Here is an 18573-nt window from a genome sequence, read left to right on the forward strand (position 1 = left end):
CAGGCTTTGCGACGAGACGATACTGGCTCCGAGCTTCGCTGCGGGGTCCGCCAAGGCGGCCTCCATGGACCTTATCGGGCTCCGTCCCGTCGGCGCAGGAGAGAGGTGTCGCTCCCTCGCGTCAGCTCCCTTTCAAGCGCTTCTCCTGCAACATGCAAGGACCTCACGCCAGCTACGTCGCCCGCGTCCGATCGTTCGATGAGATCCTTTGCTGCGCTCAGGGGACAAGGGCCGTTTACGATACCGTCACGACCAATGTGATCACATAAGAAGGCACCGGCACGAACCTTGCATCCTTCGGTCCCGGCCCAACGACAAGACTCAGGACAAAGGACCAAGATGGGATTCAGGATCTCGGTCGATACCGGCGGCACCTTCACCGACATCGTCGTGATGGACGAGGCCGGGCAACAGACCATCGGCAAGGCGCTGACCACGAAAAGCCGCATTTTCGTCGGCATGCGGGAAGCGATCGAGGTGGCGGCCCGCGACCTCGGCATGACCATGCCTGAGCTGCTGACCCAGACCGACTTGCTGATCTACGGCACGACGCGGGCAACCAACGCCATCGTCACGCGGACCGTCGCCAAGACGGCCTTCGTCACCACGATGGGCTTCCCCGACACACTGGTGCTGAAGGAAGGCGGCAAGGTCAACCCGCACGATTTCACCAAGGACTATCCCGAACCCTACATCCCGCGCCGCTACACGTTCGAGATCGAGGAACGCATGAGCGCGGAAGGCACCGCGTCGGTACCGTTCAACGAGGCGCAGGCACGCTCGGTCGTGCAGACGCTGAAGGACCGCGGGTTCGAGGCCGTGGCAGTCTGCTTCCTCTGGTCGATCGCCAATCCGGAGCATGAATTGCGGCTGGGCGAGCTGCTCACCGAGATCATGCCGGACGTGCCCTTCACCCTGTCGCATCAGCTCGTGCCGATCGTGCGCGAGTATCGCCGGGCCTCGGCGACGGCGATCGACGCCTCGCTGAAGCCGCTGATGCAGGACCATCTGCGCGGCCTCGAGACCGACCTGCGGGCAGCCGGCTACAAGAACGACATCCTGGTCTCGACCAGCGTCGGCGGCGTCATGCTGATCGACGAACTGATCGACGCGCCGATCCATACCGCAAAATCGGGACCGGCGATGGCACCGGTCGCGGGGCTGACCTACTCGACCATCGAGAAGATGGGCGACAACGTCATCGTCTGCGACACCGGCGGCACGACCTTCGACGTCGGCCTGGTGCGCGACGGCCGCCTGGCCTACAGCCGCGACACCTGGCTCGGCGGTCAGTGGACGGGACACCTGCTCGGTATCTCGTCGGTCGACGTGCGCTCGATCGGTGCCGGCGGCGGCTCGATCGCCTGGATCGACGAGGGCGGCCTGATGCGGGTCGGCCCCCAGTCGGCCGGCGCCGAGCCGGGTCCGGCCTGCTACGGCCGCGGCGGCACCATGCCGACGGTCTCCGACGCGGCCTGCGTGCTGGGATATTTCGATCCGGACTTCTTCCTCGGCGGCCGCATGCAGCTCGATATTCCAGCGGCCCGTACGGCGATCGCCACGGTGGCGAACCGCATCGGCCGCTCGGTCGAGGAGACGGCCTGGAACATCCTGAACCTCGCAACCGAGCTGATGATCAAGGCGATCCAGGAGATCACCATCGCCGAAGGCGTCAATCCGCGCGAAAGCACGATCGTCGCAGGCGGCGGTGCCGCCGGCATCAACATCCTGCCGATCGCCCAGGAGCTTGGCTGCGACCGGGTGATCCTGCCCAAGGTCGCCTCGGCCCTGTCGGCCTCGGGCATGCAGTTCGCCGACATCGTCAAGGAAGAGACCGCGAGCCTGGTCACGACCTCCGACCGCTTCGGCATGGACGGCGTCAACCGGACCCTTGCGGCGCTCGAGGACAAGCTGAAGAAGTTCGTCACGACGCTGGGCGCGCGCGCCGAAGGCACTCACCACATCGAATTCCTGACCGAGGCCCGATATCTCGCCCAGGTCTGGGAGTTGGAAACGCCACTGCCCTTCGCCCGCTTCCGCGACCAGGCCGATGTCGACGCGCTGGTCGAGAGCTTTCACAAGGTCCACGAGCGTGTCTTCGCGATGCGCGACGTAGGCAGCCCGGTCGAATGCGTCAACTGGAAGGCCCGCCTGGTCGTCAAGCTGGCCGCGGAAGTGAAGCCCGGCGCCACGGCCACGGTGACGCCCGCGCCGATGCCGTCGACCACCCGCCCCTGCTATTTCGGCGGCAACGCGCCGGTCGCCACGCCGATCTACAAATCGAGCGACCTGCAGCCCGGTTTCAAGATCATCGGCCCCGCCATCGTCGAGGAGCCGACCACCACCCTCGTCGTGTTCCCACAGACCTCGACCACCGTCTCGGGCGCGGGCAACTACACATTCGGCATCGGTTGACCTTCCTGCAGAGCGAGCACCGGACATGAGCCAGCAAGCCTCCTCAACGATCGATCCGGTGATCACCGCCGTGATCGCCAACCGCATCGACGGCGTCGTGCGCGAGATGACCAACACGCTGCTGCGTGCCGCCCGATCGTCTGTCATCAACAGCGCCCGCGACTTCTCCTGCGCCATCGCGACGGGCGACAACCAGCTCCTGGCCTGCGCCGAGGGACTGCCGATCCACATCTTCGGCGTCCACAACCAGGCGCGCACCATGACCGAGTATCATGCCGACCTCGCCGAGGGCGACGCGTTCCTGCACAACGATCCCTACTCGGGCAACACCCATCCGGCCGATCACTGCTTCCTCGTGCCGGTGTTCTTCGAGGGCGAGCATCTCTTCACGGCCGCCGCCAAGGCGCACCAGGCCGATATCGGCAACTCGATTCCCACGACCTATCACGCCGGCGCCAAGGACGTGTACGAGGAAGGCTCGCTGATCTTCCCGGCGGTGCGCATCCAGCGCAACTACGAGATGATCGAGGATGTGATCCGCATGTGCCGCAGCCGGATCCGCGTGCCGGGCCAGTGGTATGGCGACTTCCTGGCCGGCATCGGCGCGGCCCGCGTGGCCGAGCGGCGGCTGAAGGAGCTGTGCGCCAAGTACGGCAAGGAGGTCATCAAGACCTTCACCCGCGACTGGCTGGATTATTCCGAGCAGCGCATGATCCACGGCATCCGCAAGATGCCGAAGGCCAGGATGGTCAACACCGGCCGGCACGATCCGTTCGAGCCGCTGCTGCCCGACGGCATCCCGCTCAAGGTCGAGATCGAGATCGATCCGGAGAATGCGGCGATCACCATCGATCTGCGCGACAACATCGACAACATCGATTGCGGCTTCAACGAGAGCGAGGCCTGCACCGTGTCGGCGGTCATGGCCGGCGTGTTCAACTCGCTCGATCCGGAGATTCCGCGCAACTCCGGCTCGTTCCGCAGGGTCAAGATGTTGATGCGCGAGGGCGCCGTGGTGGGCAAGCCGAAGTTCCCGCATAGCTGCTCGGTCGCCACCACGAATGTCGCCGACAGGCTGGTGAACTGCACGGGTGCCGCCTTCGCCCAGCTCGGCGACGGTTACGGCCTGGCGGAGGGCGGCGTCGGCATGGGCGTGGCCTTCGCCGTGGTTTCCGGCAAGGACCACCGTGCCGAGGACAACCCCTATGTGAACCAGCTCATCATCGCCAACAACGGTGGTCCGGCCAGCGCCCGGGCCGACGGCTGGCTGACCTACGGGCTGCCGGTGGTCGGGGGCCTGATGTACCGCGACTCCGTCGAGATCGACGAGCTGAAGCATCCGATGGAATTCAAGCACATGCGCCTGGTGGCGGGCTCGGGCGGCGCCGGACGCTACCGCGGCGCGCCGGGCTGCGACATCGCCTTCGGGCCGAAGGAACACCCGATCACGGTGATCTATCCCTGCGACGGCCAGCATTTTGGGGCCAAGGGCGTGCGCGGCGGCGATGACGGAACCTGCGCCGAGGGCTGGCACATCAGCGCCAACGGGCTGGAGACCAAGCTGCCCAACGTGACGCAGATCGAGATCAAGAAGGGCGAGCAGATCCGCGGCCTCGACTCGTCCGGTGCCGGATACGGCGACCCGATGCAGCGCGATCCGCGGCGCGTGCTGCATGACGTGATCGAGAAGTGGGAAACCCCGCAGCGGGCGCGCGAGCTCTACGGCGTGGTCTTCACCGGCTCGATCGAGGACGAGTCGCTGGCCGTCGATATCTCCGCCACGGCCGCCTTGCGTGCCGGACGGACGGCGGAGGCAGCGCCCGCCGAATGACCGCATCGGCGGGCGAGTCCACGCCCGGGCCCGCAATCGATCCGGTGGTGACGGCCGTCATCGCCAACCGGATCGACGGCATCGTCCGCGAGATGACCAATACGCTGCTGCGCGCCGCGCGATCGGCCGTTATCAGCAGCGCCCGCGACTTCTCCTGCGGCATCTGTACGGCCGACAACCAGCTTCTGGCCTGCGTCGAGGGGCTGCCGATCCATATCTTCGGCGTTCACGAACAGGCGCGGGCGATGACGGTGGCACATCCGGTCCTGGCCGAGGGCGATGCGTTCCTGCACAACGATCCCTACACGGGCAACACGCACCCCGCCGACCATACGTTCCTGGTGCCGGTCTTCGTCGATGGCGAGCATCTTTTCACCGCCGTTGCCAAGGCCCACCAGGCCGATATCGGCAACTCGATCCCTAGCACCTATCACGCCGGTGCCAAGGACGTTTACGAGGAAGGCGGGCTGATCTTTCCGTCGGTGCGCATCCAGCGCGACTACCGGATGATCGACGACGTGGTGCGCATGGCGCGCAGCCGCATCCGCGTCGCCGACCAGTGGTACGGAGACTTCCTCGCCGGGCTCGGCGCCGCCCGCATCGGCGAACGCCGCCTCAAGGAGCTGTGCGCCAAGTTCGGCACGGCGACGATCAAGCGCTTCGTCGCCGACTGGCTGGACTACTCCGAGCAGCGCATGATGGCCTCGCTCGGCCGCCTGCCGCCGGCGCATCTGGTCAATGACGGCCGGCATGACCCGTTCCAGCCCATGCTGCCCGAGGGTATCCCGATCCATGTCGACATCACGATCGACCCGCAGGCGGCGCGCGTGACGGTCGACCTGCGCGGCAATGCCGACAATGTCGAGGCCGGCCTCAATCTCAGCGAAGCCTGCACCGTGTCGGCCGTGCTGACCGGCGTGTTCAACTCGCTCGATCCCGACATCCCCAAGAACTCGGGCTCGTTCCGGCGTGTCGAGGTGCTGATGCGCGACGGCTCGGTCGTGGGCCGGCCGCGCTTCCCCCATTCCTGTTCGCTCGCCACCACCAACGTGGCCGACCGGCTGGTAAACTGCACGGGCGCGGCCTTTGCCCAGCTCGGCGACCGCTACGGCATCGCCGAGGGCGGGCTGGGGATGGGCGTCGCCTTCTCGGTGATCTCGGGGCGCGATCACCGCTTCGGCGATGCGCGCTATATCAATCAGCTCATCATCGCCAACAACGGCGGCCCGGCCAGCCCGCGCGCCGACGGCTGGCCGAACTACGGCCTGCCGGTCGATAGCGGCGTCGTCTTCCGAGATTCCGTCGAGATCGACGAGCTGAAGCACCCGATCGAGTTCCGCCATCTCAGGCTGATCCCGGGCTCGGGGGGCGCCGGCCGCTTCCGCGGCGCGCCGGGCGGCGACGTGGCCTTCGGTCCCAAGGAGCATCCCGTCACGGTGATCTATCCCTGCGACGGCCAGCACGTGCCGCCGAAGGGCGTGCGCGGCGGCCGCGACGGACAGACCGCCGCCGGCTGGCACATTAGCGCCAACGGCCTGGCGCAACAGCTCGACAACATCGTGCGTATCGACATCGCCAAGGGCGAGACCATCCGCGGCATCGACTGCTCCGGCGGCGGCTACGGCGATCCCCTCGAGCGCGACCCACGGCGCGTCCTCAACGACGTCCTCGAGCGCTGGGAGACGATGGAGCGGGCGCGCGACCTGTACGGCGTCATCCTCGTCGGCAGTCCCGAGGAGGAGACCTTGGCGGTCGACCTCGACGCGACACGGCAGAGACGAGCAGAGCTGCGCGCCATGCGCGTTGCTTATCGCTGAACCGATATCCTACTGCTGGGAGCGCGGCTCTCCAGAGCCGCTCTTTCTTCGGTTTGCCACATCCCATGAGCGGCTCTGGAGAGCCGCGCTCCCAGCGCAGCGCCCTCTCTAACCAAGAACCCAGCATTCCACCGGACATGAAGAAGGCGGCCCGGGGCCGCCTTCCTGATTGCGCGATAGGGTCTCCGACTACTTCTTCAGGCGATAGAGAACGTCGTTGGGCACCGCCTGGCTGATGCGCCAGGGCTCGAGGACCTTGCCCTTCTTGTCGGCGATCTCGACGACCATGTAGGGCGCGCGGTCCTGGATATGCAGCTTGTCGCTGAAGCTGCGGACACCAAGCACCGTCGGCTCGTCCTTGAACGTATTCATCACGGCCACGACCTTGGCAGTGTCGGTCGTGCCGGCCTTCTCGACCGCCTTCGCCCACAGCTCGAGGACCGAGTAGATCGGAAAGGCGTACTGCGTGACCGGCGCCTCGTTGAACTTCTTCTTGTAGCGCTCGATGAGCTGGGCAATCTCCGGCCGCGGATCGTCGCCGTAGATCGACGCCTGCACCGGGACGAAGAAGTTCGAGAGGTTGGGTACGGCATCCAGCCAATAGGTGCCGTCCATCGAGCTGCCGTTGAAGATCGGCAAGTCGATGCCGGCCGCGCGGATCTGGCGGGTCGCCGAGCCGCCGCCGGGCAGGTAGGTGCACAACATGATCATGTCGACCTTCTGGGCCTGCATGGTGCTGCGCAGACGGGTAATCTGCGAGGCGATCGATGAATCGCCGTTCTTGAAAGTATCGCGACCGACGATCTTTCCGCCCTTGATCGGGAACATCCAGTCGAAGCCGGCGCACACCGACTTGTCGTATTCGATCGTGTCGTCGAGCAGGACATAGCCGGTCTTCCAGCCCTTCTTCTCGTAGCCCCACTCGGCGCCCACGGCGCCTTGCACCTGCGCTGCAATCGACGAGGTGAACGAGTAGGGACCGATGCCGGCGATGCCGGCCTTCGGATCCTCGGCACACAGGAAAATCGAAACCTTCCCGGCCTTCTGCGCCTGCAGCAGGGCCGGCGCGCCGAAGTCGTAATCACAGGTGCCGAAAACCACGTCGGCGCCCTGGCGCAGCACCTCCTGGCCCGCCTTGGCGCCTTCGGCGCGATCGGACTTGGTGTCGGCGAACACCGCCTTGATCTTGCGGCCAAGCAGGCCGCCCTTGGCGTTGATGTCGTCGATGAAGACGCGCGCCATCTTGGTGCTGTTGTCGTCGTAAGCCGCCATCGGCCCCGACATCGCGACGGAGAATCCGAAGACGATGTCGTCGGCCGCGTGCGACGGCTGAGTGACACTCGCAGACAGAAGCAGGCCGAGACCGGCTAATGCCCTGCGCAATAATCGTGTGTGCATGATCATGAAGCTGCTCCCGGCTAGGTGAGTGCGAAGCGGCCAGGTCGTTCTCGTCTGCCTGCCGCCGCGAAAACTCTACGCAAGGACCGTTCCAGACCGCGTCGAAGTTGCCCTTGGGGATTTGCATGCTTCTTGCCTTTGAAGGGGTCTCGGCTGTTGCCGAGCATCGATTGCCGCGATCACGGAAAAATCATGGACGCTATGGCCGAGGCGCCGCCGATTTCGCTGAAGCCCGCAGACGCCGCGACGCTGACCGCCAAGGACGTGGTGGTGCATTTCGGCGGCCTTGCGGCGATCGCCGACGTCAGCCTGTCGGTCGGCCGTCACGAGGTCTTCGGTCTCATCGGACCCAACGGCGCGGGCAAGACCACGCTGGTCAACTGCCTGACCGGCTTTCAGGCCCCGACCAGCGGCCGTGTCCTCCTGGCGCGCGAGGATACGACGGGTTGGAAGCCCGAACGCTTTCGCAAGGCCGGGGTCGGCCGCACCTTCCAGGCCGGCCGCCTGTTCCGCGAGATGACGGTGGTCGAGAACGTCGAGGTGAGCGGCGTCGGGCTCGGACTGGGACGTCGCCAGGCCCGGATGCGGGCGCTCGACCTGCTGAAGTGGGTCGGCATCGCAGCCAAGGCCGACGTCATCGCCGGCACCCTGCCCTACACCGACGAACGCCGCGTCGGCATCGCCCGCGCGCTCATGCTGTCGCCGGCCTTCGTCCTGCTCGACGAACCGGCCGCCGGCATGTCCGACGCCGAATGCGACGAGCTCATGCATCTGGTCAGCGCCATTCCCAAGGTCTTCACCTGCGGCGTCCTGCTGATCGAGCACAACATGCGCGTGGTCATGGGGATCTGCGACCGCATCCATGTGCTCGACGGCGGGCGCACCATCGCCGAGGGCGTGCCGCAGGAGATCCAGCGCAACGAGACCGTGATCGCCGCCTATCTTGGCAGCCAGGCGTGACCAACCGGCCGGCACACGAGCGATAGAGGAGCGGCAGCATGCTCGAGATCGACGACATTCACGTCAACTATGGCCGGCTGCAGGCTTTGCGTGGCGTCTCCCTGACCGTGGCGGAAGGCGAGGTCGTCTGCCTCGTCGGCCCCAACGGCGCCGGCAAGTCGACGACCCTGGCGGCGATCGCAGGCGGTGTGACGCCCCACGCCGGCGGCATCAAGCTGCAGGGACGCGGCCTGATCGGCATGGCGCCCGAAGCGATCTCGCGGCTCGGCGTCTCGCTGGTGCCGGAAGGCCGCCACGTGTTCGCGTCGCTCACGGTCGCCGAGAACCTGCGCATCGGCGGCTTCCAGCGCCGCGACCGCAGCGGCGCAGCAGCCGACTTCGAACGCATCCTCTCGCATTTTCCGCGCCTGCGCGAACGCCTGCAGCAGCCCGCCGGCCAGCTCTCCGGCGGCGAGCAGCAGATGCTGGTGATCGGCCGTGCCCTGATGACCAAGCCGCGGCTGGTCATGGTCGACGAGCCGTCGCTCGGCCTCGCGCCCCTGATCGTCGATCAGGTCTACGAGATCCTGCTATCCCTGCGGCAGAGCGAGGGCCTGACCCTGCTGATCAACGAGCAGTCGTCCAAGCGCGTGCTGAAGTTCGCCGACCGCATCTACGTCCTGCGCGGCGGCCGCATCCAGCTCCACGACCGGGCGAGCAACCTGCAGGACGGCAAGGCGATCATGGAAGCCTATTTCGGCTTCGGCGAGCATCCCGCTCCCGCGGCCGGGTCGGTGGCGCTGGGAGGTGTGGCACGATGATCGTCTTCCTTCAGAATTTGATCGACGCGCTCAGCCTGGGCAGCCTCTACGCGCTGGCGGCTCTTGGCATCGGCCTGCTGTTCGGCATCCTGCGCCTCACCAACTTCGCCCACGGTGACTTCATCTCGTTCGGCGCCTACGCCCTGATCGTGCCCTCGGCCGAAGTGATGGCGACCAAGTTCATCGGCGGCTGGCCGTGGTATCTCATGCTGCCCGTCGTCGCCGCCCTCGTGGTCGTGCTGGCTTTGCTGAGCGACCTGCTGGTGTTCCGCAAGCTCCGCCAGGCCTCGGCGCCGACGCTGATGATCGCCTCCTTCGCCCTGGGCTACATCATCCAGAACACCATCCTGATGGTCTATGGCGCGCGGCCCAAGGCGATCGACATGTGGTCCAACCTGCAGCAGCAGGTCACCATCGGCGAGCTGCGCGTGCCGCAGCTTCAACTGGTGACGATCGGGGCCACGGTCGTGCTGATGGTCGGTCTCAGCCTGTTCCTCGGCCGCACCTCCTACGGCGTGCAGATGCGCGCCGCCGCCGAGGACTTCCGCATGGCCCGCTACCTCGGCATCCGCGGGAATTTCGTCATCGGCCTGGCTTTCGCCATTTCCGGCGTGCTGGCTGCCATGACCGCGCTGCTGTTCGTCTCCCAGACCGGTACGCTCAGCCACATGATGGGCGTTCCGCTGATGCTGTTCGCCTTCATCGCAACGGTGATCGGCGGCATGGGCAGCCTGGTCGGCGCCGTGGTCGGCGGCTTCGCGGTCGGATTCGTCTCGGTGATGGCGCAGGCCTACCTCCCGGACGATTTGCGGTCCTTTCGCGATGCCTTCGTGTTCACTGTCGTCATCGTGGTGCTGCTCTTCCGGCCATCCGGCCTGATTCCGACCAAAGCCCTGGCACAGCGCGTATGAGGTTGCGACCATGAACGACGGGCGGTTGATGCGCCTCGCGCGCGAATGGTGGCCGGTGGTGTCGCTCGGCCTGGCGCTGGTGCTGATCGTGGCGGTCGTCAGTGGCGTGGGCGGCGACCAGACAAGCGTCACGCTCACGGAGATGCTGATCCGCATGGTGGTGGTGATCGCCACCTACCTGTTCATCGGCAACTCGGGCATCCTGTCGTTCGGCCATGTTGGCTTCATGTGCATCGGGGCCTACGCGGCCGGGTGGGCGACCTGCAATCCGGCCTGGAAGCAGCTGATGCTGACCGGCCTGCCGCTCTTCCTGCGCGAGGAGGAGTATCCGTTCCTGCTGGCGGTCGTGGGTGGCGGCGTACTCGCCGCCCTGGTAGCGCTGATCGTCGGCTTCGCCATCATGCGCCTGTCCGGCATCGCCGCCTCGATCGCGACCTTCGCCTTCCTGGCCATCGTCAACAGCGTCTATTCGAACTGGGACTCGGTCACCGCTGGAACCAGCTCGATCATCGGCATTCCCCAGGTCGTCGGCCCGTGGGAGGCGCTGACCTTTGCACTGATCAGCCTGGTCGCAGCCTTCGTCTTCCAGAGGTCGCGCTATGGCCTGATGCTGAAAGCCTCGCGCGACGACGAGGTCGCGGCCAAGGCCTCGGCCGTCGACATCGTGAAGGTGCGGCTCATCGCCTTCGTCGCCAGCGCCTTCCTGGTCGGCATGGGCGGCGCGCTCTACGGCCACTTCCTGGGCGTGCTGACGGTCGACATCTTCTACATGGGCCTCACTTTCATCACCCTGTCGATGCTCGTGGTTGGCGGCATCGGCAGCCTGTCCGGCGCCGTGGTCGGCGTGCTGGTCGTGACGCTCGTGGTCGAGGTCCTGCGCATGTTCGAGGCCGGCGTCACCATCGGCGGCAGCAAGTTCGCCCTGCCCCAGGGCGCACAGGAAATCGGGCTTGGCGTGATCATGGTGCTGATCCTGCTGTTCCGTCCCGCCGGTCTCACCAGGAGCCGCGAGGTCCCGTGGCCGTTCGTCCGGCGCGGCGCCAAGCCTGCCGGCGAACCGGCCGAACAGGCCCAGCCGGCCGAGTGAGTGTGGTGCCCTGAGCTCGAATCAGAGTCCCTCCCCCGTCTTCGGGGGAGGTGGCGCCGTCATACGGCGTCGGAGGGGGACGGCAACGGAGATGGTGCGTCACGCCCCCTCCGTCGCGGATTACCGCGCCACCTCCCCCGCAAGCGGGGGAGGAAGACCGAACTCATCACGCCCTACGACGCGCTATTCGCCGGCCGCGACCGCGACCCTCTCGCCCCGGAGCGTCGCGGTCGCGGCGGCATCCAGCCGTCCGGCGCCGTCGACGATGACCCGATAGGTCGAAGCGGCCTTGTTCCGGCTGACCCAGCCCTCGCGAACATCGTGCGCCACCTCGTCCGGCGCGCGCTCGAGCGCGGACCCGTAACCGCCGCCGCCGGTCGTGTGGGTCAGGATCCTCTCGCCGTCCTGGAGCGTGACGACACCGCAGGTCGTGACCTCGTGGGCCTGCCCATCACGGTCGATACGCAGCTGGTGCGCCCGCGCGCCGTCGGCGCCGCCACGCACGCCGCGGGCGGCGTTAGTCGTGCCGTCGCTGACATAGGCCACGTCGAGGCTGGTGCCGATCGGCCCGAAGACCACCTTGAGGCTGGACGCGCCGCGATGCCGGCCGGCGCCCTCGCTGTCGGTCAGGAAACGGCGCTCGTAGACGCGCATCGGCTGGCGCAGCTCGTCGAGCTCGACACTGTCGACGTAGCAGAGGCCGGCATTGCCGACATGGCAGATCGTCTGCCACGCATCGGCCGCCGGAGCGCCCGCGCCGCCCGACAAGCCGAGGAAAAGCTGGTTGACGAAGGGCCGGTTGCTGCCGGGATGGACGCCCGACACCACGGCTGAGCTGGGCGGGATGATGGCGCCGCATTCGGCAAGCCCGGCGCCGTCGCTGATCTCGGCAATGGCGCACTGCACCGGATTGGCGACCCGGTCGGCGAGGTTGGTGGTCGCCACCGAGCAGCTCGTCGGATGGCGCGGAATGCCGACGATGCAGCCTTCGCGCAGCAGCACCTTGATGCGCCGGTGCGAGCCGGCGTTCTTCGGCACGGTATGATCGATGCTGTTGTAGACCCCGACCATCGCCGCCGTGCGGGCACAGGCTTCCGAGAGATTGAGGCCGCAGGGCAGGCTATCGGGATTGTCGCGGAGATCGACCTCGATGGTCGCCGCGTCCGTGTCGACATGGACGGAGACCTTGATCTCGACCCCTTCCGGCGGCGTCCCGGGCACCGCATCGTGACGCGAGGTGCGCACGGCCCGACCCGAGTGGAGCTTGCGGATCGCGTCGACCATGCGCTGCTCGGAATAGTCGAACCAGCGCTCGGTGTGGCTATGAAGCCTGTCCCAGCCGACATCGGCCGCCAGCGCCAGAAGCTCGCGCTCGCCGATGCGGGCGGCACCGACCATGGCGAGATAATCGCCCCGCCATTGCTCCGGCACGCGGATGCGCATCTGGCACATCCGCACCACGTCCTCGATGTCGCGGAAATCGCGCTGCACCTGCACTGCTGGGAAAATCAGAGCGCCTTCCTCGTAGACGTCGCGCGCCGCGCCCATGTAGGTCGTCGGGATCGAGTTGCCGCAATCGGCCTGGTGCGCCTTGGCCAGCACGGTGAAGTGATGCGTGCCGGCCTCGTCGAACACGGGCACCAGCAGGGTATGGTCGGCGGGATGCGAGCAGCCGTGGTAGGGCGAGTTGTGCAGGAATGCATCGCCCGGTTTCAGCTCCGGATGAAAGCGCTGCATGGCCGCGCACATGAGGTCCGGGCCAGACAGGATATGGATCGGCAGGCTGTCGGCCGCGGCCAGCAGGCGGTTGTCGCGGGTGACGATGCAGCAGGAAAAGTCGCGGGCAATGTTGAGCACGCCGGAGCGGCCGGTCCGCAACAGGGTATTGGCCATCTTCTTGGCCACGCCCTGCAGGCGGTTGCTCAGGATGGCGAGGCTGGCCCCCTCGCTCGGCCCGTCCGTCCCGTTCGCCATCTCCGCCTCCTATCGATCGCTCATCAGCGGCCCAGCCGCCCCCGGCTCACCACGCGGCCATGCATTTTCCGCGCCCCGAGTGAGATCTGCCCTCATGTGATCACATTTAGCTCGATTTTTGTGCATCTATCGAAGCCGGCGGCGGGCCGCTACGCATGAGCAGCAGGATCCCCGTCACCATGAGCACCAGCGCCAGCCAGATCGCGCCGGGCACCGGCTCGGCGAAGACGATCCAGCCCCAGGCAATACCCGACATGACGGCGAGATAGTTGAACTGGGCGAAGAAGGTCGGCCCGGCCATGCGAACGATCTCGAGGAACAGCCAGGTGAAGGCGGCATAGATCACCGCAGCGAGCAGCGTGGCGATTTCGGCGTCACCCAACCCCGACGGGCGCCAGGCGATCTGGCCGGTGACGATCGCCAAGGGGAGCAAGCCTGCCGCCGCACCGAGCAGGATGCCGGCGCCGATCGCCACCGCGTCGGCGCTTGGGGGGCGGAAGATCGAGGCCGCGACATTGGCCATGGCATACAACACCGGCGCGATCAGGCAGAGCGCAAACCAGCCCACGCCATCGGCCGCCGGAATGGCGCCGCTGCCAGGCCCGGCGATCACCAGTATGCCGGCGAAACCGAACGCCACGCCCGCCAGGCCCCACCAGCGAAACTTCTGCTGACGCGCGGCGACCGCCATCAGGAAGGTGAGCGGCGGCGACAGCGCCAGGACCAGCGTCACCAAGCCGGCCGGCAGATGCGGTGCGGCGAAGGTCAGCAGCGCGCCGGGCAGGCCGAGTCCCAGGACGCCCACCATGAAGTATGTCTTGAGCGCATCGGCGCCCAGCGGAACGCGGCAGCCGCGGACGGCAGCGATGGCGAGCAGGCTCAAGCCCGAAAGCGCGCTCTGCCAGAAGGCATAGGCGAGCGGCGGCAGGCCGGCCTCCGCCGCAATCTTGTTCAGACAGAAGATCGCGCCGAAGCTCCCGGCGGCCAGCACGAGATAGATCACCGGCAAGGCCCGCACGTCTTCCTCCCTCGCACAGTCCTTGCAACGCACGCGCCAGAGCGCTGGGACCGCGCAAGGCAATGTGATCACAAAAGGGGCAGCGAGATGCGGTTTGCGGTCGATACGGGAGGCACTTTCACCGACCTCGTGGTCGAGGACGACGATGGCCGGCTCCGCATGTTCAAGGCGCAGACCACACCGCACGACCCGATCGTCGGCGTTCTCGACAGCCTGCAGGTAGCGGCCGACGCCGCGGGTGTCGCGCGCGCCGAGCTGCTGAGCCGCGGCAGCATGCTGATCCACGGCACGACGCGCGCGATCAACGCCATCGTCACCGGCAACACGGCGCGCACCGCGCTGCTGGCAACGCAAGGCCATCCCGACATTCTGGTGTTGCGCGAGGGCGGCCGGCATGAAGCGTTCAACTTCAACATACCCTTTCCGCAACCCTATGTGCCCCGCTCGTTGACGTTCGAGGTGCCGGAAAGGATCGGTCCCGACGGCACGATCATCACGGCTCTCGAAGAGGCGGCAGTGATCGAGACTCTGAGGCAGCTGCCGGCGCGCGGTGTCGAGGCGATCGCCGTCTGCCTGCTCTGGTCGATCGTCAACCCGGCGCACGAAGAGCGCATCGGCGCCCTGATCGAGCAGCACTTGCCGGGCATGCCGTTCACGCTGTCGCACGCGCTCAACCCGTCGCTGCGCGAATATCGCCGCGCCTCGTCTGCCGCCATCGACGCATCGCTGAAGCCGCTGATGAGCCGCTACATGCGCGACCTCGAGGCGCGGCTGCGCGACGCCGGCTTCGGCGGCCGCGTCTTCGTCGTGACCTCGCAGGCCGGCGTGATCGATGCCGCCGAGGGCGCCGAGACGCCGATCCATCTTATCAATTCCGGCCCGGCGATGGCGCCGGTCGCCGGCCGGCACTATGTCACGACCGATGTCGGCACGGACACGGCCGTGGTGGCCGACACCGGCGGCACGACCTACGACGTGAGCCTGGTGCGGGGCGGACGCATTCCCTGGACGCGCGAGACCTGGATCGGCACGCCCTATGTCGGCCACATGACCGGTTTTCCCTCGGTCGATGTGCGCTCGATCGGCGCCGGCGGTGGCTCGATCGCCGCAGTCGATGCCGGCGGCCTTCTGACGGTGGGACCGCGAAGCGCCGGCGCAGTGCCCGGTCCGGTCTGCTACGGCAAGGGCGGCACGGAGCCCACCGTCACCGACTGCTCACTGGTGCTGGGCCATCTCGACCCGGCCCATTTTCTCGGCGGCTCCGTTCGGCTCGATGCCACCGCCGCACGCAACGCGGTCGAGCGCGGCCTCGCCAGGCCGTTGGGGCTCGCCGTCGAGGAGGCCGCAGCCGCCGTGATCGCGGTCGCCACGGAGAACATGGTGCAGGCCATCCTCGATATCACCGTGAACCAGGGCATCGACCCGGCCGCATCGGTGCTGATCGGCGGCGGCGGCGCGGCCGGCCTCAACTCCACCATGATCGGCCGCCGGCTGGGCTGTGCCGCCGTCCTGGTGCCCTCGCTCGGCGCGGCATTGAGCGCGGCGGGCGCGCTGATGTCGGAGCTCACGCAGCTCTATCGCGCGACCCGCTTCGTCACCACCGATGCGTTCGACTTCGCGGCGGCCAACGACGTGCTGGATGCCCTGCGCCGGCGCGGCGAGAAATTCATCGCCGCCGCCGGCCTGCAGGATGGCCGCATCGAGCTGGCGGTCGAAGCGCGCTACGCCAATCAGGTATGGGAGATCGAGGTGCCCCTGCCGGTCGAGGGATTCGCCGACGCAGCCGACGTCGATCGCTTCATCGCCGCGTTCCATGCCGCCCACGAGGCCGTCTTCGCCATACGCGACGAAGCCTCACCCGTGGAGATCGTGGGCTGGACGGCGCGCGCCGCCTGCCGACTTGCCGCGCGGTCGGACTTCAGCCTGGCCGATGCAGGACCGGCTGGCGCCCTGCCGGCGGTCCGGCGGGCTTATTTCAGCGGCACCGGCTTCGTCGACGCGGCCTTGCATGAGTTCGGCAGGCTCACGGTGGGCGAAACGCTGTGCGGTCCGGCGATCGTCGAGTCGCCCTTCACCACCATCGTCGTCGACCCCGGTGCGCGGGCGCGCCGGCTGGCCACTGGCAGCCTGCTGATCGAGCCCGGAAAATAGCGCCGACGGCGATGGATGCACCGTGCGATGCCCCGTGTTAGCAACCCGCCAATGTCCGTCGCCAAGTCCACCCTCCATCGCATCGACTCCGACCCGGCATCGTCGGCCGAAACCCTGGCGCAGCGCGCGCATCGCGAGCTGCGCGCCGCGCTGATGCGGGGTGATTTCCTTCCCGGCACCGCCCTGACGTTGAGAGGCCTGGCCGAGCGGCTCGGCACCAGCATCATGCCGGTGCGCGAGGCGGTGAGCCGGCTGGCGGCCGAGCAGGCGCTGGAGCTACAACCCAACCGCGCCATCGTCGTGCCTGAGCTGTCGCGGCGGGAGATCGGCGAGCTGTGGCGGATCCGCTGCCTGATCGAGAGCGACGCCGCGGCACTCGCCGCGGAAGTCGCGACCAGCGACGAGGTCGACCGCATGGCCGAGATCACCGCCGGGATGTGGCAGGCGCTGCGCCGGCGCGACGTGCACACCTTCGTCGAGGGCACCGGTCTGTGGGCGATGCAGCTCGCCAAGGCCAGCCACTCGGAGCCGTACATCGGCTATATCTCGAACCTTCGGCTGCGCTGCGCGCCTCATATCGCGGCCGCGTTCGGCGGCGATATCGTGCCGGAGGATCCCTTCTTCTGGTTCAGCCTGCCGCTGCAGGAGCAGATCGCCGAAGCCATCCGCGACCACGATCCCGCCCGCGCGCGCGACGTGCGCGCCGCCGATATCCGGACGTTCCATACCTACGTCTACAAGCGCCTCGGCTGGACTTAGAAGCGGAGGTTCATGCTCTTCCGGACCGCAAGCGTCCCGCTCGCTCAGAATCATGAGCGCGCGAGTTGGACCTCGGTGTCGTCGAGCGCCGCGCGCAGCCGGCGGAACAGCTCGTCGATCTCCTGCTCCTGGATGATCAGCGGCGGCGCGATGACGGCATTGTCGCCGGTTACCCGCACGATGACTCCGTGGTCGAGCATCACCTGGCCGAGGATCCTGCCGACGGCGCCCATCTTCGCAACGCCGCCATCGGCTGCGGTGGTGGCACCGCCCTTCAGCTTTGCCGTGGTGAGCGTGAGCGCGCCGGCCAAACCGTATGCGCGTACCTGGCCGACCACGGGGTGGTCGGCGAGGGCATGGAGATGGCGGTGCAGCGCGGGAATCCGCGCCTGCACGTGCTCGAGCAGCTTGTCTTCCTCGACGATGCGCAGCATCTCCAGCGCCACAGCGGCACCGACCGGATGGCCCGAGCAGGTCGTCGCGTGGGCGAAGCTGCCGTGCCGGTCGCTGCCCTGCTCGAGCCAATCGTAGAGCTCGCCGCTGATGACCGTGGCCGAGACCGGGAAGTAGCCGCTGGTCATGCCCTTGGCCAGGGTCATCATGTCGGGCTTGAGGCCCAGCGCGCCGGCGGCGAACAGCTCGCCGGTGCGGCCATAGCCGCAGATCACCTCGTCGTCGAGGAACAGGATGCCGTGGCGGTCGAGCACCTCGCGGACGCCGGCGAAGTATCCGGCCGGCGGCGGGAAGAAGCCGCAGGAGAAGCTGATCGGCTCGGCCACGAAGCCGGCGATGGTTTCGGGCCCGGCAGCCTCGATCGTGTGCTCGAGCTCGGCCACAAGACGGGCGGTGAACTGGGTCTCGCTTTCGCCGGGCTCGGCGCCGGCCGGCCAGTTGGGCTGGCTGACGAACAGGAAATCGTCCATCGGCAGTGCGAAGGAGTCGTGCAGCTCGCGCCCTCCGCCGAGGGCGGCCGAGGCGATTGTGCCGCCATGGTAGCTGCCCCAGCGCGAGATGAACCGGCGACGCTGCGGCTCGCCGCGCGCGACGTTGCGGTAACGCATGAACTTCAATGCAAAGTCGACCGCCTCCGAGCCGGTGCAGGTGATGGACACATGCGCATTGGCGATCGGCACCAGCGACTTCAGCTTGTCCGCCAGCGCCATGGCAACGTCGACGGTGCGATGCATGCCGGTCGTGTAGAACGGCAGCTGGGCGAACTGGCGGGTCGCCGCCTCGACCAGACGCGGATCGCTGTAGCCCAGGGCGGCGCAGTAGAACGACGAGGATGCCTCCAGGATCTCCCTTCCATCCTCATCGAGGATGAAGACGCCGCGTCCTTTTGTGATCACAAGAGGACGTTCCTGGCGAGTGCGCCTCAGATCGCTGAAGCCGATAAGGAGAGGGCCGGAACCGGCATTTGAAAGCATCTGTGTTGCAACCATGCCGCCTCCG

At 67.4% G+C, this 18573-nt stretch carries 13 protein-coding genes; 9 read left to right on the top strand and 4 right to left on the bottom strand.

Features of this window, described 5'->3' with window-relative positions:
* The first annotated feature begins 339 nt into the window (after window positions 1-339).
* The 3 genes from ACQY8M_RS34860 to ACQY8M_RS34870 are packed head-to-tail and all read left to right on the top strand — an operon-like array spanning window position 340 to window position 6063.
* Window positions 340-2415 (top strand): hydantoinase/oxoprolinase family protein, encoded by a 2076-nt coding sequence (locus tag ACQY8M_RS34860; RefSeq protein ID WP_428666299.1) that lies wholly within the window; start codon window positions 340-342, stop codon window positions 2413-2415.
* A 25-nt stretch (window positions 2416-2440) separates the two neighbouring features.
* Window positions 2441-4246: a hydantoinase B/oxoprolinase family protein gene (locus ACQY8M_RS34865; protein WP_428666302.1), complete on the top strand. Its 1806-nt coding sequence runs from the start codon at window positions 2441-2443 to the stop codon at window positions 4244-4246.
* Entirely contained in the window at window positions 4243-6063 is a 1821-nt protein-coding gene (locus ACQY8M_RS34870; protein ID WP_428666304.1) for a hydantoinase B/oxoprolinase family protein, read from the top strand. The genes ACQY8M_RS34865 and ACQY8M_RS34870 overlap by 4 nt, the downstream gene beginning before the upstream one ends.
* Before the next feature lie 189 nt (window positions 6064-6252).
* Here the strand turns inward: ACQY8M_RS34870 and ACQY8M_RS34875 are convergent, their stop codons facing one another.
* Window positions 6253-7467: an ABC transporter substrate-binding protein gene (locus ACQY8M_RS34875; protein WP_428666307.1), complete on the bottom strand. Its 1215-nt coding sequence runs from the start codon at window positions 7465-7467 to the stop codon at window positions 6253-6255.
* Window positions 7468-7653: 186 nt separating this feature from the next.
* On the opposite strand from ACQY8M_RS34875, the gene ACQY8M_RS34880 reads away from it, so the two are divergent.
* Genes ACQY8M_RS34880 through ACQY8M_RS34895 form a run of 4 tightly spaced genes read left to right on the top strand, consistent with a single transcriptional unit; the run spans window position 7654 to window position 11219 of the window.
* A complete protein-coding gene (locus ACQY8M_RS34880; protein ID WP_428666309.1) occupies window positions 7654-8421 on the top strand; it encodes an ABC transporter ATP-binding protein in 768 nt (255 codons plus the stop codon).
* A 38-nt stretch (window positions 8422-8459) separates the two neighbouring features.
* Window positions 8460-9221: an ABC transporter ATP-binding protein gene (locus ACQY8M_RS34885; RefSeq protein WP_428666312.1), complete on the top strand. Its 762-nt coding sequence runs from the start codon at window positions 8460-8462 to the stop codon at window positions 9219-9221.
* Window positions 9218-10132 (top strand): branched-chain amino acid ABC transporter permease, encoded by a 915-nt coding sequence (locus ACQY8M_RS34890; protein WP_428666315.1) that lies wholly within the window; start codon window positions 9218-9220, stop codon window positions 10130-10132. The genes ACQY8M_RS34885 and ACQY8M_RS34890 overlap by 4 nt, the downstream gene beginning before the upstream one ends.
* 10 nt (window positions 10133-10142) lie before the next feature.
* Window positions 10143-11219, top strand: a complete 1077-nt coding sequence (locus tag ACQY8M_RS34895; protein WP_428666318.1) for a branched-chain amino acid ABC transporter permease — start codon at window positions 10143-10145, stop codon at window positions 11217-11219.
* A 183-nt stretch (window positions 11220-11402) separates the two neighbouring features.
* Here ACQY8M_RS34895 and ACQY8M_RS34900 read toward each other — a convergent pair whose 3' ends face one another.
* Both ACQY8M_RS34900 and ACQY8M_RS34905 read right to left on the bottom strand, forming a co-directional pair.
* Window positions 11403-13193 (bottom strand): hydantoinase B/oxoprolinase family protein, encoded by a 1791-nt coding sequence (locus ACQY8M_RS34900; RefSeq protein WP_428666321.1) that lies wholly within the window; start codon window positions 13191-13193, stop codon window positions 11403-11405.
* 106 nt (window positions 13194-13299) lie between these two features.
* Complete coding sequence (locus ACQY8M_RS34905; protein ID WP_428666324.1) at window positions 13300-14211, bottom strand: DMT family transporter; 912 nt, start codon at window positions 14209-14211, stop codon at window positions 13300-13302.
* A gap of 87 nt (window positions 14212-14298) precedes the next feature.
* Here ACQY8M_RS34905 and ACQY8M_RS34910 point away from each other — a divergent pair, with 87 nt between their 5' ends.
* Both ACQY8M_RS34910 and ACQY8M_RS34915 read left to right on the top strand, forming a co-directional pair.
* Window positions 14299-16362 carry a hydantoinase/oxoprolinase family protein gene (locus tag ACQY8M_RS34910; RefSeq protein ID WP_428666327.1) on the top strand — a complete coding sequence of 688 codons (2064 nt, stop codon included), beginning with the start codon at window positions 14299-14301 and terminating at the stop codon, window positions 16360-16362.
* A gap of 27 nt (window positions 16363-16389) precedes the next feature.
* Window positions 16390-17121 carry a GntR family transcriptional regulator gene (locus ACQY8M_RS34915; protein ID WP_428666330.1) on the top strand — a complete coding sequence of 244 codons (732 nt, stop codon included), beginning with the start codon at window positions 16390-16392 and terminating at the stop codon, window positions 17119-17121.
* Between the two features lie 50 nt (window positions 17122-17171).
* Here the strand turns inward: ACQY8M_RS34915 and ACQY8M_RS34920 are convergent, their stop codons facing one another.
* On the bottom strand, window positions 17172-18470 hold the full coding sequence (locus ACQY8M_RS34920; protein ID WP_428666333.1) for an aminotransferase class III-fold pyridoxal phosphate-dependent enzyme: 1299 nt from the start codon (window positions 18468-18470) through the stop codon (window positions 17172-17174).
* Window positions 18471-18573 lie beyond the last annotated feature (103 nt).

Origin of the sequence: Reyranella sp. (assembly GCF_965279465.1) — a bacterium.
GTDB lineage: Bacteria > Pseudomonadota > Alphaproteobacteria > Reyranellales > Reyranellaceae > Reyranella.

Bases quoted from the DNA above. Each gene is read 5' to 3' on its own strand.
- ACQY8M_RS34865 (WP_428666302.1), top strand. From the start codon at position 2,441: ATGAGCCAGCAAGCCTCCTCAACGATCGATCCGGTGATCACCGCCGTG.
- ACQY8M_RS34880 (WP_428666309.1), top strand. From the start codon at position 7,654: ATGGACGCTATGGCCGAGGCGCCGCCGATTTCGCTGAAGCCCGCAGAC.
- ACQY8M_RS34860 (WP_428666299.1), top strand. From the start codon at position 340: ATGGGATTCAGGATCTCGGTCGATACCGGCGGCACCTTCACCGACATC.
- ACQY8M_RS34910 (WP_428666327.1), top strand. From the start codon at position 14,299: ATGCGGTTTGCGGTCGATACGGGAGGCACTTTCACCGACCTCGTGGTC.
- ACQY8M_RS34875 (WP_428666307.1), bottom strand. From the start codon at position 7,467: ATGATCATGCACACACGATTATTGCGCAGGGCATTAGCCGGTCTCGGC.
- ACQY8M_RS34885 (WP_428666312.1), top strand. From the start codon at position 8,460: ATGCTCGAGATCGACGACATTCACGTCAACTATGGCCGGCTGCAGGCT.
- ACQY8M_RS34895 (WP_428666318.1), top strand. From the start codon at position 10,143: ATGAACGACGGGCGGTTGATGCGCCTCGCGCGCGAATGGTGGCCGGTG.
- ACQY8M_RS34890 (WP_428666315.1), top strand. From the start codon at position 9,218: ATGATCGTCTTCCTTCAGAATTTGATCGACGCGCTCAGCCTGGGCAGC.
- ACQY8M_RS34870 (WP_428666304.1), top strand. From the start codon at position 4,243: ATGACCGCATCGGCGGGCGAGTCCACGCCCGGGCCCGCAATCGATCCG.
- ACQY8M_RS34900 (WP_428666321.1), bottom strand. From the start codon at position 13,193: ATGGCGAACGGGACGGACGGGCCGAGCGAGGGGGCCAGCCTCGCCATC.
- ACQY8M_RS34915 (WP_428666330.1), top strand. From the start codon at position 16,390: ATGCCCCGTGTTAGCAACCCGCCAATGTCCGTCGCCAAGTCCACCCTC.